This window comes from Xanthomonas sp. 3058 (assembly GCF_014199765.1).
Classification (GTDB): domain Bacteria; phylum Pseudomonadota; class Gammaproteobacteria; order Xanthomonadales; family Xanthomonadaceae; genus Xanthomonas; species Xanthomonas campestris_B.
This window is the reverse complement of record NZ_JACHOF010000022.1, coordinates 1-23,176: the sequence shown is the minus strand read 5'-3', so window position 1 is coordinate 23,176 and position 23,176 is coordinate 1. Positions and strand designations below refer to the sequence as shown.

The following is a 23,176-nucleotide window of genomic DNA, read 5'->3' as shown; positions in this document are numbered from 1 at the left end:
CTCCCATGACTTCGCCCAATGACGACATCCTCACCGCACAACTCTCCCGACTCGGCGCGTTGCGTGCAGCGTTGGCCCAGGCGGTGGTGGGCCAGGACGCAGTGGTGGAGCAACTGCTGATCGGCCTGCTGGCCGGCGGCCACTGCCTGCTGGAAGGCGTGCCCGGCCTGGGCAAGACGCTGCTGGTGCGCTCGCTCGGCCAGGCGTTGGAACTGCAGTTCCGCCGCGTGCAGTTCACCCCGGATCTGATGCCCAGCGACATTCTCGGTACCGAGCTGCTGGAAGAAGATCACGGTACCGGGCATCGCCACTTCCGGTTTCAGCAAGGGCCGATCTTCACCAACCTGCTACTGGCCGACGAACTCAATCGCACCCCGCCCAAGACCCAGGCCGCGTTGCTGGAAGCGATGAGCGAGCGCACCGTCAGTTATGCCGGCACCACCTATGCGTTGCCGGCGCCGTTCTTCGTGCTGGCCACGCAGAATCCGATCGAGCAGGCCGGCACCTATCCGCTGCCGGAAGCGCAACTGGATCGTTTTCTGCTGCATGTGCGGGTGGATTACCCCAGCGAGCAGGAGGAGCGCGACATCCTCACCCAGACCACCGGCAGCGCGAGCGCGCAGGTGCCCCAGGTGATGGACGCGGACAGCGTGCTGGCATTGCAGCAACAGGTGCGGCAGGTGCATGTGGGCGCGGATCTGCTGACCTGGATCAACCGCCTGGTGCGTGCAAGCCGCCCGGGCCCGCAGGCCAGCGACGAGGTGCGGCAGTGGATCAAGTGGGGCGCCGGCCCGCGTGCCGGGCAATCGCTGGTGCTCGCGGCCAAGGCGCGTGCGTTGCTGCATGGCCGCTTCGCGGCGACACGCGAGGATGTGATTGCGCTGGCTGCACCGGTGATGCGTCATCGCCTGCTGCTGTCGTTCGCCGCCGAAGCCGAACAGCGCAGTGCCGACGATGTGGTCGCCGCGCTACTGCGCGCCGTGCCGTTCCCGGCGTGAGGCACGTAACGAGGTGAGTGTGGACGTGCCGGTGCTGATTCCTGCCGACCTGCGTAGCCGCCTGCGCGGCTTGCAACTGCGCGCGCGTCACGCACAGGGCGCGCACGGCATCGGCCAGCATGCCAGCCGCAGCCGTGGTGCCGGGCTGGAGTTTTCGCAATACCGCGCGTACGAGCCCGGCGATGCGTTGCGCCAGATCGACTGGAAGCTCTACGCCCGTTCGGACCGCTTCTTCGTGCGCGAAGCCGAACGCGAAAGCCCGCTCACGTTGTGGTTGTTGCTCGATGCCACCGCCTCCGCTGGCCAGGCCGATCAGGCGCGTCCGCACGACACGCGCTTGCAGGCGATGGCGACGCTGGCTGCCTGCGCTGCAGAGATCGCGCTGCACCAGGGCGATCAGGTCGGCTTGTTCGCGGTGCATGGCGATGGCCTGGTGGCCGTGCCTGCCGGCGGCGGACCGCGTCAACGCGACCGCCTGTGGCTGGCCTTGCACGGGCTACGCGCCGGCGGACGCTGGCCCGGCATGGACGCGTTGCGGCCGCTATGGGAACGACTCGCCGCACACACGTTGGTGCTGTCGATCGGCGACGGCTTCGATGAAGAGTTGGTCGGCGCCCTGGAACGACTCGCCGCCGCACGGCGCGAAGTGGTGCAACTGCAAGTGCTGACCTGCGACGAACGCGACTTTCCCTTCGACGGCGGGCACCGCTTCCGCGATCCGGAAACCGGCGAGGAACTGCTCGGTGATGGCGCCGCAATGCGCGCCGACTACCTGCACCGCTTCGGCCAGGCGCAGCGTGCGCGGCAGGCACGCTGGCAGTCCGCCGGGATTGCGCATGCGGTGCATTATCTGGATGCGCCACCGGATGCGGCGCTGCGCGCGTTGTTTGCGCAGGGTGCACGGCAATGAGCCAGCGCACCGGCTTCAATAATGCGGCTGAGGCAGCGCAGCGGTGAACCTGTTCCTGCTCTTTCCCGCCGGCCTGGCTGCCTTGGCTGCGTTGCTGCTGCCGTTGCTGATCCATCTTGCCCGGCGCAGCGAACACCGCCCCACCGACTTTGCCGCGCTGCGCTGGCTGCGTGCGCTGCCGCGCCCGCGCCACCGGGTGCGCTTCGACGAATGGCCGTTGCTGCTGGTGCGCCTGCTGTTGCTTGCCGCGTTGGCGCTGCTGCTGGCCGAGCCGGCAGTACGCGACCATCAGGATGCACGCCCGCGTATCGCGGTCAGCCCCGGCGTGGATCTGGCCGCAGCACGAGAACGTGCGCATGCAGCGAACGCGCAATGGGTGTGGCTGGCGCCGGGTTTCCCACCGATCGCCTCCGATGCCACAGACGCCAACACGCCAACCATCCGCACACCACAGCCGGTGGCCAGCCTGTTGCGTGAGTTCGATGCCGGCCTGCCGCCCGGCGCCGCACTCCGCGTGATCGTGCCGAACCAATGGGGGCCGCTGGATGCACAGCGTCTGCAGCTGTCGCGCGACGTGCAGTGGCAGGTCGTGCCGGGTCGATCGCCTGCCGCTGCCGCCGCCGTCACCGCCGCCGTACCGTTGCGCTTGCACCTCATTACCGACGCACCGGCAGCGCCGGCCCTGCGTTATCTGCGCGCCGTGCATGCCGCCTGGGCGCTGCCCGGCACGCTACCGGTGAGTTCGCCCGCCGATGCTGCGCCATCGCGCTGGCCATCCGGCACGGTGGTGGTGTGGCTGTCGCACCGCGCACCGCCCGCGCCGGTCATCGCGTGGGTCGCGGCCGGCGGGCAACTGCTGCTCGACGCGCAGACGCCGCTGCCGTCCACGCTCGCCACCGCACTGCAGCCCCTGCTGCAGGATGCACACGGCACGCCGCTGATCGACGCTGCGGCGTACCGGCGCGGACGCCTCTTGCGCTGGGCCGCACCACTGACGCCGCAACAGCTGCCCGCGCTGCTGGACGCCGATTTCCCGACCCGTCTGCACGACGCCCTGCAGCCAGCTGCCACCCCACAGCACGCGCTGGCGCAGGCCGTTCAACCGCAACGCGGTACTGCCATCGGCCTGACCACGGCCCCGTGGCCGCTGGCGCCGTGGCTGATCGGTCTGGTGCTGCTGCTGTGTGCGGTCGAACGCTGGCTGGCCACCGCGCCTCGCCGGAGTGGTGCGGCATGAGCACGCCGGCACTGCAGCATGCCTGGCAGGCTGCGCGGCGACGCCAGGCTGCGGGCGTGGTGGTGAGCGGGCTGCCGCTGGCCGCGGTGCCCGCGGTGCTGGCATGGCGCGCCGGTGCGCACCTGGCGATCGTGCCGGTAGTGATCGCAAGCGTGTTGGCACTGGCCGGTGTGGCGGTGCTGGCGGCACGCCGACTCGACCAGACCTGGCTGATCCGCCGGCTGGATCGCGAGCCGGACCTGGAAGACAGCAGCGACCTGCTGTTCGCCTCGACCACGCAACTCGGCCCGCTGCAGATCCTGCAACGGCAGCGGCTGCAGCAGCGCTTGCGCAGTACCCCGCGCGACCTGCGCCCGGCCTGGCCGTGGCACCGCGCCTGGCCGTGGAGCCTGTCTGGTCTGCTCGTCTGCATCGCGCTGGTGCTGTGGCCGCCCACCGCGCCGCCGCCCGCGCCAGGCACCGACCGCCTGGCCGCCGCACGTGCCAGTGCCGGCGCGCCCACGTTGCGTCAGGCCCGGCTGCATAGCACGCCGCCTGCCTACACCGGCCTGCCGCCCGCGCGCTTGCCTGGCCTTGATGCGCGTGTCCCGGCCGGCACCCGGCTGGCGTGGCTCCTGCAGGTCAGCCCGACGCCGCGCACCGTCGCATTGCGGTTTACCGACGGCCGCATCGTCGCGCTGGCCCGGCAAGGCAGCACCGACCGGTGGCAGGGCCAGTGGGTTGCCGAACGCGCCAGCCTGTACCGCATTCTCATCGACGGTGCGCCGGCCGACCGCCAGCTGCATCGGCTCGAGGTGTTGCCCGACCGACCGCCGCAGGTGCGCGTGCTCGCACCCGAGCAGAGCCTGGTGTCCTGGACGCCCGCCAATGGCGGCTGGACACTGCGCTTCGAGGCCAGCGACGACTATGCGGTCGCCCCCGATGCCGAGCTGCGCCTGACCCTGGCCCAGGGCAGCGGCGAAAACATCACCTTCAGCACGCAGCGCCGCAACCTCACCGGCAGCGGCCCGGCCAGGCAGCGCGCCTTCTCCACCACCCTGCAGCCGCAGGCGCTGGGCATGGCCGCCGGCGACGACCTGATCGCCCAGTTGATCGTCCACGACACCCGCCAGCCCACCGCGCAGGAAGGTCGCAGCGCCAGCGTCATCCTGCGCTGGCCGCCGCCCGAACAGACCATGGCCGCCGGCCTGGAGGCCAGCGTCAAGCAGACCTTGCCGGCCTACTTCCGCAGCCAGCGCCAGATCATCATCGACGCCGAGGCGCTGCTGAAGGACAAACCGCGTCTGGATGCCGCCAGCTTCCTCAAGCGCGCCGATGCCATCGGTGTGGACCAGCGCCTGCTCCGGTTGCGCTATGGCCAGTTCCTCGGCGAAGAAAGCGAGGGCGCGCCCAAAGGTCCACCAACTGCCGACGACCCGCCCACCAGCGATGCCCCGGCCGATGACCTGCCGACCGCCGACGCACCGGCATCGCCTGCGCCATCTGCGCACGCCCACGATCACGCCCACGACGAACACGATCACGCATCCGAACCCGGGGCCGCCGCGTTGGACGACCACGATCACGGCGACAGCAACGGCCGGCCCGAACGCAGCAGCTTCGGCCAGGCAGACAACGTGCTGTCCGAATTCGGCCATACCCACGACCATGCCGAAGCCGCCACCCTGCTCGACCCGCAGACCCGGGCGCTGCTGCGTGCCGCGCTGGACCAGATGTGGCAGTCCGAGGGCGCACTGCGCCAGGGCCAGCCCGAGCGCGCGCTACCCTATGCCAACAAGGCGCTGGGTTTCATCAAGCAGGTACAGCAGGCCGAACGCATCTACCTGGCGCGGGTCGGCACGCAGCTGCCGCCGATCGACCCCAGCCGCCGCCTGAGCGGCGAGCGCACCGGCCTGGGCAACCGTGCCGCCGGCCTGGACACCCGTCCTGACCCCGACCCGTCCGCACTGCATCTCTGGGACGCGTTGGGCGCGCCTGCGCCGGTGCCCGACGCCACCCTGGCGCGCTACGCGCAATGGCTGCAGCGCCAGCAGGACCGCTTGCACGACCCATTGAGCTTGGTCGCCGCGGTGGAAACCCTGCGCGCCGAACCCGGCTGCGGCCCCTGCCGCGCCCGGCTGCGCGCCCAGGTCTGGCGTACCCTGGTCGCCCCCCCGGCGCCGGTCCACCGACGCGCCACGCCCGACGCACGTGGCCAGCGCTATCTGGATGCATTGCGCAAGGAGCCGCAGCCATGACCCTGTCGCTGCCCTGGCTGGTCGGCTCGGCGCTGCTCCTGCTGGTGCTGGTCGGCTGGTTTCGCTTGCTGCGCACGCCCGCCGGGCAAGCGCCTTCGCGCGCCCGTCCGTGGCTGTTGCTCGCCGCCCAACCGCTGCTCGCCGGGCTGCTTTACCCGGTGCTGTTGCCACCATCGCGCGCTGGCCGTGCGGTCGAGTTGCAGGTCGCCACCGCCGGCACCACGGCCGCGCAGGTCGGGCCGGATCCCGCACAGTGGATCGCGTTGCCCGAAGCGCCCGCGTTACCGGGCGTGACACGCGTCCCGGACCTGGCCACCGCGCTGCGGCGCGCACCCGGCACCACCGCGCTGGTCGTGCACGGCATCGGCCTGCCGGCGCGCGACCGCGACGGACTCGGCATCCCGCTACGACTGGCGCTCAGCCCGGCACCAACCGGCTTGGTCGCCGTCTCGACGCCTTCCCCGGTCGCACCAGGCGAAACCCTTGCAGTCAGCGCGCGCGTGCAGGGCGTCGCGGCTGCACGGGTGGATTTGCTCGACCCGGCCGGCCAACCGATCGATACCGCCATGGCCGACGCCGCTGGCCGCGTGCGGCTGCGCGGGCTTGCCCGGGCACCAGGGCAGGTGCTGTTCGCACTGCGCCTGCGCGACGCCAGCGGGGTCGAGCGCGGCCGCGTGCAGGTGCCGCTGCTGGTGAGCGCGGTGGCACCGGCACGCGTGCTGTTGCTGGCCGGCGCGCCGCAGCCGGAGCTGAAATATCTGCGCCGCTGGGCCAGCGATGCAGGGCTGGAAGTGCGCAGCCAGATCGCGGCCAGCCCCGGCGTGCAACTGGGCGAAGGCGCCGCGCTGGACGCCGCCAGCCTGGACACACTGGACCTGCTGGCCATCGACCAACGCCGCCTGGTCGCCTTGGGCAGCGCACAGCGTCAGGCCGTGCATGCTGCGATTGGTCGCGGATTGGGCGTGCTGGTGCGCACCGACGGCCCTGTGGATGCCGGCACCCGCGCCGCGCTCGGCGAACTTGGCCTGGCCATCGCAGGCGGCACCACCAGCACCCCGGTGCCCGCACCGCTCCGATTGTCGTCGCCTGCAACCTCCACCGACCCCGCCGCAGCCCCAGAGCTGGCGCTGCCGCCCCTGCAACGCCGCGACCTGCAACCACAGCCTGCCGATGCGGTGATCGCCGCCCGCGCAGACGACGGCAGTGCGCTGGGCTGGTGGCGCCCGGAAGGCCGCGGCCGCATCGGCATCGGCCTGATCGAAGACAGCTTCACCCTGGTGCTGGCCGGCCGCAGCGACCTGCACGCGACGCTCTGGGCGCAGCTGTTCGGTGCCGTCGCTCGCCCAGGTGCCGCCCAACCGGTCCCGGTACAGGAAGGCTGGCTGCAACAGCGCATGCCCCTGTGCGGTCTCGGCGCAGATGCGCGCGTCATCGACCCTGCGGGGACGCCCCGACCGCTGCTGATAGATCCGGCGAGCCACCCCCGTGCCTGCGCCGTCTACTGGCCTACAACCGCAGGCTGGCATCGCCTGCACACCGGCAGCCACACGCGCTGGCTTTACGTGCGCGCGCCCAGCGACGCCCGCGCGCTGCACACCCAGCAAACCCGCGACGCCACCCTTGCGCTGGCGGCGACCACCACCACCGCGACCATCGGCACGCCGGCACCTCAACCCGGCCCCCGCTGGCCCTGGCTACTGGCCTGGCTCACGCTGGCCACGGCACTGTGGTGGCTGGAACGGCGCAGGCGCTGAACGGCCGAAGCCGCAGGCCATGTGAGTGCTTCGTCCAGTTGCGATGCTGCCGTGACGCACGCGTTGCAGCGTGATCTGCACCAGGTCGCGCTTCGCTCCGTTTGCGCGACCACTGGGGCGGCTCCTGTTGGCGTGCGACTTCCGGGATGTGCATCCCGAGACCAAGAGCGGCTTTTTGGCAAGCGCGCGTCCAGCCCGCGTAACACCATGACGTACAACGCTGCAGCAGGTTTTCCGAGACACACGGCCGCACCGCGCAGGCGATGCGTCTGGCCGGCTGTGGTTTGGCTTCCGGCTTCCTGCCTTTTCGGCGACATTCCGCAGTGGCGGACTCGGTAAGCCCCGCTGAGCCAGCGCACCGCGATGTGTAGCGTTTTTCGTCGGCACAGAATAGCCGTCGATGACGTCCGTTGACGCAACCAACCCGGCACGTAACGCGCGCAGGCTGCTTGCCTTTGATTCTCTCGACCAGCCTGCCGTTGCTGTCAGTGACCCCTTTGCAAGCGCAAGCAGAGCCGACTCGCCCAACGGACGAAATCCGTACGTTGCCTGTACCGTGTCAGCGCAATCGCCAGACACACCGTCGGCAACACACACCGACACTACCTCCGCAACCAGACCCGGCACACATTATTCGCCGGCAACGCCACATCGTCGATCAATTGCAGGCCAACCGCGGCGGCCAACGCATCCACCGCTTCGGCATCGCGGATTCCCGATGCCGCATCGCGTTCGCGCAACATCGCATCGAATGCCCGGTTGCTCTCGCTGGTGAAACGACCCTCGCGGTTGAACGGCCCATAGACCACCAACACCGCACCCGGCGCCATCACCCCCGGCAGGCCCGCGAACAATGCCTGTACCTGCGGCCAGCCCATGATGTGCAAGGTATTGGCGCTATACACCGCGTCATAGCCGGCCGCTTCGCCCGGCTGCACAGGTGGCAACGGCGGTGCCGGTGCCAACCCCGGGGTCGGCGTCAAGACCGCCTGCAACGCAACCGGCGGCGGTGTATTGGGTAACGCGGCCTCATCCAACCACTGCTGCATGCCCGGCAGATGATCTGCATGGTCGCTGGCCTGCCAACGCAACCAGGGCATCTCCGCAGCAAAGTGCACGGCATGCTGCCCGGTACCGGCACCAATCTCCAACACATGGCGACGGCCGGCAAAGTGCCGCTGCAACACCGCCAGAATGGGAGCGCGGTTACGCGCGGAGGCAGGCGAAAAAGGTTTGGTCATGGTCCGGATCCGAACAAGCAGTCGCAATTGTCACTCGGCGCGCGTGAGATGCACTGCCATGCCCGCGATGACCGTGCGACATGGCGTGCGCGTCAGCGCAACTCCGCAATAAGGTTTGATACGTACTACGCGGCATGCCGCTACCCAGCGCGTACGTAGCACAGCCGCGCGTTGCAACCCACCTCAGCGCGCGGCAGGCAACGCCTCATACGCGCGCCGCACCGCCTCTTCGCCAAACCGCCGCTCTAGCCGGCGCACGATGAAATGGCCGCGCGCCATTGCCTGGAAGTGGCGCATGAACACCGTATTGAGCATGGCGCCGCTCACCGCGCCGACCAGCGGTACTGCTTGCACGGCGAGTTTTTCGCCCACATTGATCGAGAACTTGGCAGCAACCCGCGAAATCAGCGATACCAACGCGGGCGCGCCCTTGCTGGCGAAGCCATGCGCGGCGACATAATGTGCCGCAGCGTTGAGTTGCTGCGCCATCGCCGTACGGACTGCGAAGTAACCCGATTCGGCACCGTCGTCGCCCACGCTGCGTCCGCCATGCGCCAACACTTCCAGGCACGCCAGTGCGGTTTCCGGATCGTGCAGCGACTCGCCTTCCGAGCGCGCGATGGCGGCGATGGAGCGCAGCATCACCGTGGTGGTCACCGGCAACTCAACCAACAAACCGGGCAAGCCAAAGAAGCCACCCGCGCCCCCTGCGACAGCCACGGCCATGGTGTGCCGCGCGGTGGCTGCGGGCTGCTGCGCATCGGCCTTGCCGCGCAGGCTCAGCAATGCCGATTTCATCGCCACTTGCAGCGCACGGCGGGTGACGCCATCGATGCTACGGGTCACCAGCTTCGGCAGTCGCTTGGTGATCAGACTCTCGATCGGCGCACCCACTGCATTGGCCAATTGCGCCGCCACGCCGGGGTTTTCCAACAGCGTGTGCGCCGTGACCAGATCACGCTGCGCTGCAGCATCCATCACCTGTATCGGAAGCGTCGTCATGCCTGCTCTTTCGTTGTAAGGGCCTGTGCCGATGGTACCCAGCGCCATGTGAGCGCTGGACGAGCGAGCCGGACAGTGGCGTATTCATTCTGCAATGGACCGGCAAATGCGCCATCATCGGCGCCCACGCTGCGAATGCCCGTCAGATGACTCGTGAAATCCGCCACAGCTTCGTCATTGCCGCCGCGCCGGAATTGGTCTGCGCTGCGCTGTCACAACCGACGCAGTTGGCGCGTTGGTGGACGCGCGAGGTGAGCGTGGCCGGCAATCGCGTCCGTCTGGACTGGAGCCGCCAGGGCTGGCGAGTGGAACTGAGCATCGATGACGACGCCGATCATCGCCTGGTGTGCTGGCGCTGCCGCGACTCCAACATGCTCGACACCGACGCGTGGAAAGGCACGGTCATCCGCTTTGAACTGCGCTCCACCAGCCAGGGCACGCAGGTGGATTTCGTGCAATTGGGCTACCGCGATTCGCCCTGCAAGGAAGCGTGCGCGCGCGGCTGGCGGTTTTTCCTGGGCAGCAGTCTCAAGCGCTATGTGGAAACCGGCGAGGGCATGCCCTCGGCCGATATGCATGCACCCGAGGTGCGCGACACGCGCGCACTCGCACCACTGTAGGCACGCTTACGCGATATGCGGCTGGCCCATCGATGGCGCTGCACTGCCCGGCAACCGGGCGTCCACCGTCACCGGGCCATTGCCTTGCAACAAGGCGCGCGCTTCCGCATCGCTCGCCACCGCCGGCGGCGAGCCGCGCAGCGGCAGCCCGGCGGTTTCGCGCACGAACAGCATGGTCACCAAACCGATCGCCGCTGCCCCCATCAGATAGTACGCCGGCACCAGCGGGTCGCCGGTGCGCTCCACCAGCCAGGCGGTGACCAGCGGGGTGGTGCCGCCGAACAACGACACCGACACGTTGAAGCCGATCGACAGCGCGCTGTAGCGGACCGGCGTGTAGAACAACGCCGGCAGCGTGGACGGCATCGAACTGGTGAAGCACACCAACGCCAGGCCGAGCAGCATCAGGCCGGCGAAGATCAACCCGTCATGGCCGCTGCCGATCAGCAGCAGACACGGAATCGCCAGCGCGAATAGCGCAATGCAGGCACCGATAATCATCGGGCGGCGGCCCACTTTGTCGCTGAACATGCCGCCGACGATGTTGAGCGGCATCATCACCAGCATCACCAGAATGATCAGCAACAAGCCCTTGCTTTCGGCATAGCCCATGGTGACGCTGAGGTAGCTGGGCATGTAGGTCAGCAGCATGTAATCGGTGACGTTGAACACCAGTACCAGGCCAACGCACTTGAGCAGCTGGGGCCAATGCAGGCGCAGCAAGGTCAGCAGCCCCTGCCCGGCAGTTTCCCGCTCGCGTTGTTCGGATTGCTCGGTATATGCGCGAAATGCCGGGGTTTCTTCCAGTTTCATGCGCATGTACAGCCCGAGCAGGCCCAGCGGCCCGGCAATCAGGAATGGCACGCGCCAGCCCCACGCCAGCATCTGTGTCTCGGTCACCGTCATGTGCAACGCCGTTACCGTGGCGGCACCGGCGATATAGCCGCCCAGCGTGCCGAATTCCAGCCAGCTGCCCATCAATCCGCGATTGCGATCGGTGGCGTATTCGGCAATGAACGTCGCCGCGCCGCCGTACTCGCCGCCGGTGGAAAAACCCTGCAGCATGCGCGCCAGCAACAGCAGTGCCGGCGCCCACAGCCCGATCGTGGCGTAGGACGGAATCAGGCCGATGCTGAAGGTTCCCAGCGCCATCAAAATCATCGTGGCCGCCAGCACTTTCTGGCGCCCATAACGGTCGCCGAGCGGGCCGAACACCAAGCCGCCGATCGGCCGCATCAAGAACGCGACGGTGAACGTGGCAAAGGTCGCGATCACCTGCGCGGTGGGGCTGCTGGCCGGGAAGAACACATGCCCCAACGTCACAACCAGATAGCCGTAGACGCCGAAGTCGAACCATTCCATCGCATTGCCCAACGCGGCGGCGCCCACCGCCTTGCGCAACATTGCACGATCCACCACGGTGACCTCGTCCAGTTGCAGCTGGCGGCGGCGTTTGAACCAGCCAAATTGCGAACGCATCGCGCGCGGATCGTGCATGTGTTTGGTCTCCGGAAGCGGCCATCGCTGCCCCCTCGCCCTGGCCAACGCACAGGACACGGCACATCACGCAAGCACGGCCACTGCATGCATGGGTGACACCGGAGGCATTCCCGGACGGCCGCGTGGACTCAGCGACGCTGCGGGACAGACGACCAAGGGATGGGCTACGGCCCAAGGGCTTGATCAGGTCGTTATGGTACACCAGCACGCTGATTGCTGCAGGCTGCGTGCATAAAACCGCTTGTTTCCAGCCTTTTGGAAGTCCCTGCGCAGGTGCACCATCCTTGCACCAGGCTGCACATTGACCCCAGGTGCCCGATACCACTAGCGTGGCTATCCACACCAGCGCACTACGGACGCTGCATGCGCGCGCCCTCTACGCCTTGCTCGCCACCCTCGCTGTGAGCGCGTGCGCCCACACTGTGGCCACCCCAGCCCCGGCAACCGTCACGGAGACACCTGCCATGCGTTCTTCCAGTCCCGCCGACGCGCCGTCGGACAAATCCACTATCGTGCCAACATGGCGACGTGCAGGCGCTGCAAACGCCTGATGAGCCGTCGTTGGAGCGCCTGCAATCGATCGATCAGATCCAGACCAGGCGCGCCAACAGCAGCAGGCGCTGGAGCAATCTCAGCAAGCCGCCACGCGGTCAGGGCCATCGATGAGCCGCTGAGGCGCTTGCGCGTCGGGACCATCGCGCGCGGTCAAGCGAGTGTGGACAGCTGCGCTCAGCACGACGGCGTACGCGGGCCATATGCTATTGCGGGCACCGGCCCGCCAACCTGGCGTCGAGCGCAATTGGTTTGTTTACCGCTGCCAGCCGCAGCGTGGGCTGTGGATCAAACGAGGTCGTGCGTTTATCCCGCCGCGTCCAGCTCCGAGAGTAGCGCTTCCAGGTCCTCGCGCGTCTGCGGACGGACCGCACGCGCCACCTCGTCGCCATCGCGCAGCAGGATGATGGTCGGCCATAATTTGACGCGAAAAGAGCGGCCTAGCGGCCGCCCCTTTGCATCTTCGACCTTGCGGTAGTCGATCGCTTCATACCCACCCAGCAGCTTCTGCAGCAACGGTTGTGCGGCGATGCAATGGCCGCACCAGTCGGTACCGAACTCCAGCACCTGCCATCCGGCCTGTGCATCCACCTCGCCACGCTCGGGCGCCTGGGTGGCGTAATCGCGAACAAACCCCATCGTTTCGACGCTCCGTGGCGCTTACGACAACGCGCGCTGGATCTCTTCCAGCGGCAGATTGGTCAGATCCTTGGCAAGGTCGCCCACCAGACGCTGCTGGGTTTGCTTATGCAGCAGCGGGCGCACACGGCCCAGCGTGGTCGGATCGGCGACCAGCACCAGATGGGTGTATTCGTGCTTCAGTGCGCCATCGTTCAAGGCATGCGACAGCTGCTTGGCGAAGGTCATTTCGTTCAGGTCTGCGTCGGTGGTGTCCTGCGGCGCCTTGCCGGCCGGGCCATCGTCATCGGTGTTCTGCACGTCGGTGCGTGCATGCTGACGCAGCACCACCTTGGCTTCGTTGCCGGTATTGGTGAACCAACGCGCTTCGCCGCCATCGGCCACAACCACCAACGCACCCTGAGGAATTTGCAGACTCATCTGTTTCTCCTGATCAATGTCGGTGTCGCAGCTGCGGCACCCGTCACCCTCAACCTAGGCGAGCGGATGTAAGCGCGGTGCCTAGCCGGTGTCAGGGTGATGTTAGGGTGGCGCGGCGAACGACGGGGTGGCAGCGTGGAGGGCTTGATGGAAAGGTCACTGTCACAGTAGCGCTCGCTGACTTGCGTGCAGCGTCTGGCGCAGATGCATGCGTGGCCACAGGCAACGCTCCGCACCAGTGCGCATTGCTTTCGCTGCAAGACGCATCGCGACAGACACTGCACCTGGAAGTCTCGGGTCTTGACGCAGAACATCGTTCACCACTGACGCAATGACGCAGCAGCGCTGTGCAACGCCCATCAGGATGCCGCTGCTCAACGCATGCCGGCCGCCTCGAGCACGACAGTAGATCCAGCGCGCGTTAACCGACCAACGCCGATGACTGCATCCAGGCGCCCATCTCGCAGGCGCCTGGTACAGCCCTCAGCCCAGATACGGCCGTTCGTTGGCAAACAGCAATTGCTTGGCGCCCCTGCGCCATGCGGCCGGGCAACGCTCGCCCAGCAGCACCGCCGCCATGGAATACGCCAGGCCGCGCCCGACCAGGCTGACATCGCCCAATGCCGCCTCGGCCTGCTGCTGACTGTTGCCCGCCTGCACGGCGGCGACGAAACGGGCGATCCCCGCGCCATCTTCGCCGGTGTTCTGCAGCAACGCCGCACGCGCCGGCGCCACATCCCAACCCTCACGTGCTGCCAGCGCCCACGCCGCCGACGCGGTGAGAGGGTCCAGGCCGGCAGTGGCGGGCAGTGCCCGCGCCTTGCGTATCAGCTCGGCACTGGCGCCATCGGAGGCAGCGGCAAAGTGCAGCAGCCGCGCCTGCAGGTCGCGGTCGGCGGCCGCATCGGCGACTGCCGCGTCCAATGCACCGCGCGCCAGCGCGTGGAAGCCCTGATACGGCGTGCCCTCGGTCCCCTGCCCACTTTCCAGCGCCAGCGTGGAAGCCAATGCTGGCGAGCGCTGTGCCAGGGCCGGCAGATCGACCGCCAGGTTGCGATAGCGCTGCAGCCTCACCAGTATCGGTATCACCTCGTCAGCCAGGGCAGGCGCACGCGCGGCCTGTTCGTACAAGGCCTGCGCTTCGGGCAGTCGTTGCCGTTGTGCATGCGCGGCGGCGGCAGCACGTTGCAGCCACGGGTCGTTCGGCCAACGCGTCTGCGCAGCGACAAACGCCTGATCGCGTGCCGGCCCTGGGGGCTGGCAGCGGATCGCGGCATAGGCGAGCGCGGACGATTGCGGGCGTGCCTGCGCGGCGGCGATGTGGCGCTTGCAGACGTCTTGGCGCTGTGCAGGCGTGGCACTGTCCTGCTGCATGCGCAAGGCGACGATGTCCTGCGGATCGCGCTGCAACCGCTCTGCCAGCAACGGCGGCAAGGCCGTTGGCGCGAGCTGGCGCAGATGCTCCATCCATTGTTCGAGATAGGCGGCATCGGGAGCATCCCAGCGTGCGTGTGCGTTGATCAACGCCAGCGCGCGTGCCGGTGGCATGTCGCCGAGAAGTTGATGCGGCGGCCGTCCGGACACGGCGGTGAGCACAGCGCGGTACTGGCTGCCCTTGCCGCTGATCTGCTGCGGCGGCTCGCTGAAGATGTCTTCTGCCCGCGTGGATTCCCAGCGCGTGGTGCTCAGGCTGCGCGAGGTATCTTGAGCGGCCCCGCCGTAGCTGGCCCGCCAGTTCACCAGCAATGCGGCGCCGGCCACGTTATAGGCGAAGTGGCCGACATGCCCGCCACCGGGCGCGTCGAAGCTCTCGATCACGCTGCCGTCTGCGGCGCGGGTCTGGACACGATGCGTCGCCTGCTCCGGCACCTGGAACACATGGTGCCCGTTGGCCGGCAGCGATGCGCTCTGCCCGTCGATCGACACGGTCACCGGCTGCTGCAAGCCGTTGTAGGCCGACACCTGCGTCTGCCCCAGCGTGCCGCCCAGCCACAACACGCCGACCACGATCGCGGCGGCCACCGCGACCCGCGCCACCGACGGAAACACGCCATCGGCGGCCAGAAACCGCTGCCACAGGTTCTGCTTGAGATCACGCTGCCGTTCCTGGCCCGGCAATCTCAACGGATACCCAACGGGCGCGGCGGCGGGGGTGTCGCTGGAGGGTGTGTGATCGCCCTGACGCAGCTGCTGGGCGACCGCATCCTCTGCCGCCAGCAACTGCTCCAGGCTGGCATCGCGCAACGCGCCCAGCGCCTCCAGCGTGACCTGCACCCAGCCTTTGGCCGCGTCCATCCAGGAATTGATGTTGTGTTCGTCGGCCTCGACCAGGCGGAACTCGGGCAGGCATTGTTGCCATTGCGGCTTGCCCAACACCGCAGACAACGGTGCGTTCAGGCGCAGCTGCCCGGCCTGGTCGTACACCGTGCGCAGCGCGCGTTGCAGCTCGTTGCACGCCGCCACCAGCTTGCGCAATTCCTTGGCCGAGACGCGGCCATCGGCAATCACGCTGTGAAAGGTCTGCAGGTACAGCAGCTGTGCGTCCTGGAGATCGGCCAGTGCGTGATCGGCGTAATGCAGCACCGCCAGATAGCCGCGCAGCAGCGCCGGCCAGCCGCCAGCCAGCGTGTCGGCCGCCGCCAGATGCACGCTGCGGCAGCGCCTGTCGTGGCCGCTGACGCGTGCGCGCAGCACCCGCAGCTCCTCGTCCAGGTCGGCGATCACCGCAGGCAGTTGCTTGCGCGACAGGCTGGTGCCCTTCCAGGTCAGCACGCCACCGGTGGCGCGCAACCCGCCATCCATCAGCCCCTGCAAGGTGGCGCGTTGCCGTTCGCGTTCGCGCAGCTGGTCGATGGCCTGTCCGTCCTCGGGTGCATACAGCCCATCCAGGGCCTGCACCAGATCGCCACCAGGCAGCGGGTCGGTATACAGCGCAGCCAGAGTGCCGGCGTCGCGCGTACACGAGCGGCCCAGATACAGGCCCTGATAGCGGCGCGACAGCGACAGCGCACCGAACTCGCGCTCCAGCTGCGCAAGCGAGACCTCGGTATCGACGAAGTCCGGGGCCTCGCCGGTGAGCAAACCACGCGAGACCTGTTCGCGTAGCGCCTGCGCTTCGTGCAACAGCTCCATCGCCGGACGTGCGTCGATCGGGCAGGCGATGTAATGGCGCTTGATGTTCTCTTCGCGCGCGGCGCTGGGCGGATGGGTGGCCCACATCTGCGAGGGCTGCGCGATCTCGTTCTGGAACAGGCGGTAGTGCGCGGCCTGCTGCTCCGGCACCGTCGGCACCACGCCATGTCCGGGGTCGTTCAGCACCACCCGCATGTGCTCGATGATGCGCAACTGGATCGCAAACAGATCCTTGACCGGCCGGCCCTGCGCGAACTCACGCTCGGCAAACCGCAGCGCACGCTGCCAGCCGTCGTCGGCGGCTTGCAGCTTGTGCAAGGCATGCACCAGCGCGTCGCTGCCGGTGAGCGAGGCGGCGACCAGATCCGCCTGGTATTCCATCTCGCGCGAGAGCGCACGTTGGGCCAGCACCACGCCACGGAAGGCGATTTCGACCAGCGAGCGGATCGACCACACGATCAGCGACAACCCCCAGCCGATCCAGGCCACACGCAGATCGATGCGCGACAACGTGGCCAGCACGCGGTCCAGCGCATCGCGCTTGCCGACGATGTGCGCGGCGATCTGCTGGGCGATGTACACCCAACGCCCGACCGCCATGGTGCGCTGGGCGAAATGCCCGAACTCATGCGCCAGCACCGCCTTCAACTCGCCCAGGTTGAGGACATTGACCAGCCCCAGCCCGATATCCAGATTCTTGCGCGAGGGAAACAGCAGGTTGAGCAGCGACAGGTCGTAGAACACCCCGGCGTTGACTTGCGCCGACAGGTACACCTTGTGCGGACGCGGCGCGCCGGCGTCATCGGCCAGCCGATGCAGAAACGCGAACAGCGCCGGCTGCGCGGCCGGGGTGAGTTCCAGCGCGCGCGTGTCGCGCTCGGCGCGCTTGTTGAACACCAGCGCCTTGGCCATGAACACCGCCAGGAACGCCGCGCAGGCCACCACCACCCACAACCAGACTGCCTGCTCGCCACCGGACCCCTGCAGCAGCCCGGCCGCCAGCCGGTAGGCGGTCCAGCCGAACCACGCCAGCAGGCCCACATAGACCGCGATAAAGCCGCCCAGGCCCACCATCGCCAGCCAGGCGTGACGGCGGTAGTTGCTGCTGGGGGCGGTCAAACGCGCCGGCACAACGGCCGGACCTTGCGGATACAGCGATTCCATTCTCGTCCCCTGATGAATGACCGGGCGCGACACAGTCAGTCGGCATCCGGCCGTGGTGCTCGACATGCGGGGCGATCTTCCGCTTTCCCCGGAAGCGGAAAATAGCGGACTGCGGCTGCAAAATCCATGCGCACGGATGCCGGTGCGCCGGCACGTCCGTTGCCCCGTCCAGGCGCGACGCGGCGCCTTCTCAGGCGGCAGGTGCCGCTGCGTCGGATGGCGGCAGATGCTGCAATGCCTGCAACGTGGACGTGGTCAGTGGCGCCGGCAGTGCGTCCAGCGCGAACCAGCCGATGTCCGCAATCGCCTCGGGCTCGCGGCGCACCGCCTGCTCGCTGCCTTCAATGGCCGCCAGATACACCGGCGCCACCCAGTGTTGTGGCGGCGTCAGATCCGGCTCGAAATAGCTGACGATGCACAACACCCCTTGCAGACGAACGTGCAGGCCGGTTTCTTCGAGCACTTCGCGTACTACGGCGTTTTCCACCGTTTCCATCCAGTCCACCTTGCCGCCGGGCAAGCCCCAATGGCCTTGCTCGGGCGCGCGTCCGCGCTGCACCAGCAGCAGGCGGCCATCGGTGCGGCGAATGAAGGCGCCGCAGCCAACGCGTGGGCGAGCGTCGATATCGGTTGACGTAGACATGGGCGTTCCGTGTGTGTGGCGCGTAGTGTCCCAGATCTGCCCATGCGGGTAACGCATCGTTGCGCATTGCACGCAGGTGCCGGGGCTGATGGTGTCTGTGTTGCCAGGTGCACGGCGATGCGCGATGCATGGCGCCGCATGTCGGGAGTGATGCGTACACCACGCGCCCTGGTGCTGCATCGCATATGCAGACGGACGACGGACCGCGGAACGTCACACCACGCGTGGTCGTCGTCGATAACGCAGCCTTAGCGCCGTGTTGGCGAGGATGACGATAGTCCGCGCCTCAGGGTGCACCGTGTTGGAGGTCGTAATGTCTCGTATCGTGTTGATCGGTGGACACGGCAAGGTCGCGCGCCTGCTCACCCCGTTGCTGGTGCGCGGCGGGCACCGGGTGACGGCGCTGTTCCGTAATCCCGAGCACGAGGGCGACGTGATCGCCGATGGCGCCACGCCGGTGGTGTTCGACATCGCGCATGCGCAGACAGATGCCATTGCCGAACAACTGGCCGGCCACGACGCGGTGGTGTGGTCGGCCGGCGCAGGCGGTGGCGATGCGGCGCGGACCTATGCGGTGGATCGCGATGCGGCGATCCGCTCGATGCACGCGGCCGAACAGGCGCGCGCGCGTCGCTACGTGATGGTGTCGTATCTGGGTGCCGGCCTGGAACATGGCATCGCCCCGGACGATGACTTTTTTGCCTATGCGCAGGCCAAGGCCGCCGCCGATGCGCATCTGCGCGGCACCACCCTGGACTGGACCGTGCTGGGGCCGGGACGGCTCACGCAGGATCCGCCGTCGGGTCGCATCACCCGTGATCCGGGCAGCGATGCCACTGGCGGGGTGTCGCGTGGCAATGTGGCGCAGGTGATCGCCGCGGCCCTGGCAACGCCGGCCAGCATCGGCAAGACCGTGGGTTTCATCGATGGGCAGACACCGATCCAGCAGGCGCTCGCGCAGCTGGAATGAATGAACGCCAGGCCTATCGCAACACGCGATCAGGCCACGGCACGCGCCGGTCTAACGAATTCCTAAAACCGGCCTCGGCATAGTCGCGGGCGCAGTCACTGTGGAGGTTGCCGATGTCCGCGTTCGTTTCGCCGCGCCGTGCTGGCGTGGTGCCGCCCTACCTGATGGATCACAAGGCGCAGGCGGCCTGCCCGCATGTGGGTGATTGCACGCAGCTGCGTCGGCAACGCCCGCGCAGCTTGCTCGCGATTGCCACTGCCGTAGACCTTGCCCAACCCCTGCGGACCGCTGCGCCTGTGAACCACCACGCGACGCAGGGCGCCAGTGCAACGGCCGCCGTTACGCGCGGCGCAGGCAACGCCCGTCGTGCCAGCGACACCAGCCGTGCATTGCGATCGCGATGGCGCGGTCTCGATCCCGCCAACACCGCATTGACCGCGACGGTCGCCAACAGCGATTCCCCCGCCAACGGCTCGAAAACGCGAGCCGCACCGCGGCCACAGGCCTGGCGCACTGTCGGTGTGGTCGCATGAGCGCGCAAGTGCCGCCAGTGGAACCCGGCGTGACCTTGCGCCTGGCGCGCGAAGGCGGGGTGGCGGCATTTCCGGCCATGCGGCGCGAGCGCCAGTTGGCGATGGATGCGCTGGACGATGCACAGCGGCTGCACCTGCGCACGCTGCTGGAGCAGTGTCTGGTGCATGCGCTGCCGCGTCCGCAGGCCGGTAGCGGTGATCGCCGTTATTTCAGCATTGCGTGGGACGGTGCCAGCGAGCCATTACGCATTCCCGAAGAGCATGCACCCGCGCAAATCGTGCAGCTGTGGAAGCGCGGCACGCTGTAGCGCGGCACTGGCAAGCTGAGGTGTTGGAGGACTGCCAGGTCCGATCGCGCCGTGCCTGGCGTCGGCGCGATGGCGGTGTCCGTGGAACGTCGAGGCGTGGCGGCATCGCTGAAGCAATGCATCGCGCGGATCAGATACGCCAAACGCTTGGGCAGAGCAGGTCTTGAGCCTGGCCAGCACGGCCGCTCGGACATGCAGCTGCCGGCGTCGATGCTGAGGTGTGCGACGTGAGTGCGTCATCTTTCGCATCGCGGCACGGTGCGCCGGGACGACACCGCACACGGCATGACAGACATCCATGCACGCAGGGTGTCTGTCGTCAGAAAGTGGTCCAACTGCGGATGCCTGCACCCTTTAAGCTGCCTAGATGCTCTAGGGCTGCACAGCTGGTGGCGCATCGTCGTACTGGCTGCGTTAGCGCGACGTGCAGCATTGGCGTCAGCTTGAAGACACGGCATTCATCGCTGCATTGCAGCAATCCCGGCGTCCGTTGCGGGCAATGCCGCCGCGCCTGGGTTTGCCGGCAAAATCGAGGGCGAGGGCGTGGGTATGGGCAGCCTTTCAGGATGAATCGATGGTGAGTCCACGGGGATAAACCTGCCGTGTCGGCGTACCCGCAACCGCCCAACCCGCCGCTCGCAGGCCGTGGCCAGGCACGCTGGCCCGCATTGCCTGCGTTTGGCGGATCGTTCCTGCAACGTGTCCGGTAACGATCATGCGGCCGCAGCCATGCAGATGTTGCTGCCGTTGCATGCAGCGCTTCCGCCTGCCGCCGTTGCGACCGCCACCGCAGAGCGCGTGGCCGGGCGCGTGGTGATGTTGCGCCGGTACCCGAGCGACCCACAGCGCAGCGCCGCCGGTCGTCCGATGCCCGACACATCCACCTGACGGCGCCATCTGCAATGCCCTAACCCGCTTGCCGCAGACGGCCACATTGCCGCCGCGACCGGCTTCGCGGATAGTCGGGGCACTGATCAGACGATTTCCTATGAAGCTTGCGATTGTGTTGCTGATTGCCGGACTGCTTGCTGGCCTGGTACTTGCCGCTGTCATTGTGTGGGTCCGCGTGCGCCGCCGTGCCGCAACAGCCAACGCCGTGGCGGCGCCCGCCGTGATCGCGGCGCCGCCCACGCCGGTTCCGCCGCTGTCGTCCGAGCTGGATGGGGTGCCGATGCACGCGCAAGCGCACAGCGCCTCCGCAGAACAACCGCTGCCATCCGGGCCGCCACCGATGCGCCCGCTACTGCGCCGCATGTATGCCGCGGTCATGTCCACCCCGTCGCTGGCCGATGGCACCCTACCCGACAACCCCGCGCAGATTGCAGTGCTGGAAGCGGTTGGCGCTTCCCTGGAACACGTGGATCTGCGCCCGCAGTTGCTGCCACGCCGCCCGCATCTGCTGCCGCAACTGATGCGCGCGGTCAACGACCCGGACGCCTCCGGGCGCGGCATCGCCGCGATCATCGCGCAAGACCCCGCGCTGGCGGCCAATCTGCTGCGTATCGCCAATAGCGCGTTGTATCGCCCACAGGGCGCGCCACTGGAAAGCCTGGAACGGGCGGTGGTGCATATCGGCACCGAAGGCGTGCGCCAGATCGTCGCCGCTGCCGTCATGCAGCCGGTCCTGAGCCTGGATGGCGGCCTCTACTCGCGCCTGCCGGCGGCGGTGTGGGACTACGCGCTGCGCACCGCCACGGCGGCAGCGGCCTACATGCGCGAGCGCGGCGGCGACACCTTGTCCGCACAGCTGGCCGGCCTGTTGCAGGGTCTGGGCGCGGTGGTGGTCCTGCGCGTGTTGCGCGACACCTATGCCGAACGCCCGACGCTGCCGTACAGCCTGGAGGTGGCCGCCGTAGTGGTCGAGCGCCACACTGCGGCAGTCGCCAAGACCATCGCCACCGCCTGGGACCTGCCGGCGTCGCTAAGCATCGCGCTGGACGAGCAGCGCCCCGAGCACGACACCACCCTGCTGGCCACGCCGCTCGGGCTGGCCCTGCATTACGGCCGGCTGGCCGCTGCCCTGGCCATGCTCGCCCGCCACGGCGCCGAGCACGAAGCCCACGCCATGGAGCTGCTGGCAACGCTGCAACCGGACAGCGCCGCCAACACCGCGCTGTGGCAACGGCTGGTGGCCTCCAGCGTGGAGTGAGTTGAGGGCAAAGACCAACTGGAACCCGCCGCCTGCCGTCGAAAGAGCACTGACCTACGCTCTCAACAATTAATAGAGACCGACAAGAACACGGGAGATTTGCTTAAACGCTGTCCGCTAGTATCTAGCAAGATTATTGTTTAGCAGAACACCTACTTAGAACCACCATTTGAACAATGAGCACCCACCCCTTAGCCGGGATAGAAGGTGCTACTGATCAATCTGTGATGTTTACGAGTCTGTTCAAGATAATCTTCGAAGTTAAGATCATGCGCTTCACTTGAATTGAAAACAGGGCTAGCAAAGCTTTTACCGATGTAAGGTCCCTCAGGCGTGAATCCTTGGTTTCTTGCGGCCTGCATACGCTCACGGACTTGATCCATGAGACGTTCGGCGGCAAGGGAATGAGCGTGTCTCCTTATAATTCCCACACCTTCCCGAATAACATTCGTCGTATTTACACCTTCTTTGATCGCTTCGTCCATGGTAGGAATTTGACCATTGTGCACAACATTGTTTCGGAATCCCCTCAGATTCGAATTGAGCACGGGAGGTACCGTGCCGAAGGCAATGACACTTGCAAGCACATAAGCACCAAACTCTCGCTCAGACGATTTTCCTAATGCACTACGAATTCCTTCAGCTTTTTCTAAATTTCCAGTGTAGGCGAGCGCCATTTCAATCCCAAAGTGGTAGAAGCGCTCTAGTGCTGCGTGAAAAGCCGCCACTGCCTCGAACGTATTTTCGAGCGCCAACGCAGTGAAACCGACCTCCGACAAGACTTCGTACTTGAAAGACTGAAGTATCGTGCAGCCTTGATGTCCCTTCAAGCAGGTATACGGATAGATCCCTGATTCGTTGTAAATTACTTTCGCAAATACAGCTACAGAGCCTGGTGCTTCAGAATCATTCAGGCACTGGTGACACGTGACGTATAGCCGCATCGGGTCTACCTTAACTTTAATAGCGAGAGGCAGCTGATTTGACCACATTCTCGTATCGGCATACGCATAGCGTATAGCCAAATCAGCGCTCAAGGGTGTGTATGGTTAGCAGCTAATAACGTAGCTAGGGAACCTCTGAACAACGCACCACAGATACGCGACACTACCCGCCTCATGTTGAGGAGTGATCCATGCAACTGACGTTCGGTGACGCTGAGGGCCT

At 67.2% G+C, this 23,176-nt stretch carries 18 protein-coding genes; 10 read left to right on the top strand and 8 right to left on the bottom strand.

The features are described from left to right. The first annotated feature begins 5 nt into the window (after positions 1–5). The 5 genes from GGR61_RS18360 to GGR61_RS18340 are packed head-to-tail and all read left to right on the top strand — an operon-like array spanning position 6 to position 7,136. Positions 6–998, top strand: coding sequence for a MoxR family ATPase (locus GGR61_RS18360; RefSeq protein ID WP_184623161.1), 993 nt, complete (start codon positions 6–8; stop codon positions 996–998). A 13-nt stretch (positions 999–1,011) separates the two neighbouring features. Next, the gene (locus GGR61_RS18355) at positions 1,012–1,908 is read left to right on the top strand and encodes a DUF58 domain-containing protein (protein WP_184623159.1); all 897 of its coding nucleotides are present in this window, start codon (positions 1,012–1,014) and stop codon (positions 1,906–1,908) included. A gap of 43 nt (positions 1,909–1,951) precedes the next feature. Then, positions 1,952–3,145 (top strand): BatA domain-containing protein, encoded by a 1,194-nt coding sequence (locus GGR61_RS18350; RefSeq protein ID WP_184623158.1) that lies wholly within the window; start codon positions 1,952–1,954, stop codon positions 3,143–3,145. After that, entirely contained in the window at positions 3,142–5,382 is a 2,241-nt protein-coding gene (locus tag GGR61_RS18345; protein WP_184623156.1) for a hypothetical protein, read from the top strand. Before GGR61_RS18350 ends, GGR61_RS18345 begins: the two co-directional genes overlap by 4 nt. Continuing rightward, positions 5,379–7,136 carry a carboxypeptidase regulatory-like domain-containing protein gene (locus tag GGR61_RS18340; RefSeq protein ID WP_184623155.1) on the top strand — a complete coding sequence of 586 codons (1,758 nt, stop codon included), beginning with the start codon at positions 5,379–5,381 and terminating at the stop codon, positions 7,134–7,136. Before GGR61_RS18345 ends, GGR61_RS18340 begins: the two co-directional genes overlap by 4 nt. 602 nt (positions 7,137–7,738) lie before the next feature. On the opposite strand, the gene GGR61_RS18335 is transcribed toward GGR61_RS18340, so the two are convergent. Both GGR61_RS18335 and GGR61_RS18330 read right to left on the bottom strand, forming a co-directional pair. Beyond that, a complete protein-coding gene (locus GGR61_RS18335) occupies positions 7,739–8,404 on the bottom strand; it encodes a DUF938 domain-containing protein (protein WP_184623153.1) in 666 nt (221 codons plus the stop codon). Positions 8,405–8,560: 156 nt separating this feature from the next. Next, positions 8,561–9,355: an EcsC family protein gene (locus tag GGR61_RS18330; RefSeq protein ID WP_184409643.1), complete on the bottom strand. Its 795-nt coding sequence runs from the start codon at positions 9,353–9,355 to the stop codon at positions 8,561–8,563. Between the two features lie 170 nt (positions 9,356–9,525). On the opposite strand from GGR61_RS18330, the gene GGR61_RS18325 reads away from it, so the two are divergent. Continuing rightward, a complete protein-coding gene (locus GGR61_RS18325) occupies positions 9,526–9,999 on the top strand; it encodes an SRPBCC domain-containing protein (protein ID WP_184409640.1) in 474 nt (157 codons plus the stop codon). A 6-nt stretch (positions 10,000–10,005) separates the two neighbouring features. Here GGR61_RS18325 and proP read toward each other — a convergent pair whose 3' ends face one another. The 5 genes from proP to GGR61_RS18300 form a co-directional block, all read right to left on the bottom strand. Continuing rightward, a complete protein-coding gene (gene proP / locus GGR61_RS18320; protein WP_184623151.1) occupies positions 10,006–11,496 on the bottom strand; it encodes a glycine betaine/L-proline transporter ProP in 1,491 nt (496 codons plus the stop codon). An 861-nt stretch (positions 11,497–12,357) separates the two neighbouring features. Beyond that, the gene (locus GGR61_RS18315) at positions 12,358–12,690 is read right to left on the bottom strand and encodes a thioredoxin family protein (RefSeq protein ID WP_184623149.1); all 333 of its coding nucleotides are present in this window, start codon (positions 12,688–12,690) and stop codon (positions 12,358–12,360) included. 21 nt (positions 12,691–12,711) lie between these two features. After that, positions 12,712–13,110: a host attachment family protein gene (locus GGR61_RS18310; protein WP_184623147.1), complete on the bottom strand. Its 399-nt coding sequence runs from the start codon at positions 13,108–13,110 to the stop codon at positions 12,712–12,714. Positions 13,111–13,593: 483 nt separating this feature from the next. Then, the gene (locus GGR61_RS18305; protein WP_184623210.1) at positions 13,594–17,316 is read right to left on the bottom strand and encodes a M48 family metallopeptidase; all 3,723 of its coding nucleotides are present in this window, start codon (positions 17,314–17,316) and stop codon (positions 13,594–13,596) included. 280 nt (positions 17,317–17,596) lie between these two features. After that, positions 17,597–18,049: an NUDIX domain-containing protein gene (locus GGR61_RS18300; RefSeq protein ID WP_184409628.1), complete on the bottom strand. Its 453-nt coding sequence runs from the start codon at positions 18,047–18,049 to the stop codon at positions 17,597–17,599. Between the two features lie 313 nt (positions 18,050–18,362). On the opposite strand from GGR61_RS18300, the gene GGR61_RS18295 reads away from it, so the two are divergent. The 4 genes from GGR61_RS18295 to GGR61_RS18280 all read left to right on the top strand — a co-directional run bounded on the left by GGR61_RS18295 (position 18,363) and on the right by GGR61_RS18280 (position 22,009). Further along, on the top strand, positions 18,363–19,019 hold the full coding sequence (locus GGR61_RS18295) for an SDR family oxidoreductase (protein ID WP_184623145.1): 657 nt from the start codon (positions 18,363–18,365) through the stop codon (positions 19,017–19,019). 529 nt (positions 19,020–19,548) lie between these two features. Continuing rightward, on the top strand, positions 19,549–19,860 hold the full coding sequence (locus GGR61_RS18290; protein WP_184409626.1) for a protealysin inhibitor emfourin: 312 nt from the start codon (positions 19,549–19,551) through the stop codon (positions 19,858–19,860). Between the two features lie 699 nt (positions 19,861–20,559). Then, positions 20,560–20,748: a hypothetical protein gene (locus GGR61_RS18285; protein WP_184623143.1), complete on the top strand. Its 189-nt coding sequence runs from the start codon at positions 20,560–20,562 to the stop codon at positions 20,746–20,748. A gap of 100 nt (positions 20,749–20,848) precedes the next feature. Continuing rightward, complete coding sequence (locus GGR61_RS18280; protein ID WP_184623141.1) at positions 20,849–22,009, top strand: HDOD domain-containing protein; 1,161 nt, start codon at positions 20,849–20,851, stop codon at positions 22,007–22,009. Between the two features lie 191 nt (positions 22,010–22,200). On the opposite strand, the gene GGR61_RS18275 is transcribed toward GGR61_RS18280, so the two are convergent. After that, on the bottom strand, positions 22,201–23,046 hold the full coding sequence (locus GGR61_RS18275; RefSeq protein ID WP_184623139.1) for a hypothetical protein: 846 nt from the start codon (positions 23,044–23,046) through the stop codon (positions 22,201–22,203). Positions 23,047–23,176: the final 130 nt, after the last annotated feature.

Coding starts and splice junctions, on each gene's coding strand:
- GGR61_RS18315 (WP_184623149.1), bottom strand. CDS start 12,690: ATGGGGTTTGTTCGCGATTACGCCACCCAGGCGCCCGAGCGTGGCGAG.
- GGR61_RS18330 (WP_184409643.1), bottom strand. CDS start 9,355: ATGGATGCTGCAGCGCAGCGTGATCTGGTCACGGCGCACACGCTGTTG.
- GGR61_RS18310 (WP_184623147.1), bottom strand. CDS start 13,110: ATGAGTCTGCAAATTCCTCAGGGTGCGTTGGTGGTTGTGGCCGATGGC.
- GGR61_RS18300 (WP_184409628.1), bottom strand. CDS start 18,049: ATGTCTACGTCAACCGATATCGACGCTCGCCCACGCGTTGGCTGCGGC.
- GGR61_RS18290 (WP_184409626.1), top strand. CDS start 19,549: ATGAGCGCGCAAGTGCCGCCAGTGGAACCCGGCGTGACCTTGCGCCTG.
- GGR61_RS18340 (WP_184623155.1), top strand. CDS start 5,379: ATGACCCTGTCGCTGCCCTGGCTGGTCGGCTCGGCGCTGCTCCTGCTG.
- GGR61_RS18345 (WP_184623156.1), top strand. CDS start 3,142: ATGAGCACGCCGGCACTGCAGCATGCCTGGCAGGCTGCGCGGCGACGC.
- GGR61_RS18295 (WP_184623145.1), top strand. CDS start 18,363: ATGTCTCGTATCGTGTTGATCGGTGGACACGGCAAGGTCGCGCGCCTG.
- GGR61_RS18360 (WP_184623161.1), top strand. CDS start 6: ATGACTTCGCCCAATGACGACATCCTCACCGCACAACTCTCCCGACTC.
- GGR61_RS18280 (WP_184623141.1), top strand. CDS start 20,849: ATGAAGCTTGCGATTGTGTTGCTGATTGCCGGACTGCTTGCTGGCCTG.
- GGR61_RS18325 (WP_184409640.1), top strand. CDS start 9,526: ATGACTCGTGAAATCCGCCACAGCTTCGTCATTGCCGCCGCGCCGGAA.
- proP (WP_184623151.1), bottom strand. CDS start 11,496: ATGCACGATCCGCGCGCGATGCGTTCGCAATTTGGCTGGTTCAAACGC.
- GGR61_RS18305 (WP_184623210.1), bottom strand. CDS start 17,316: ATGGTGGGCCTGGGCGGCTTTATCGCGGTCTATGTGGGCCTGCTGGCG.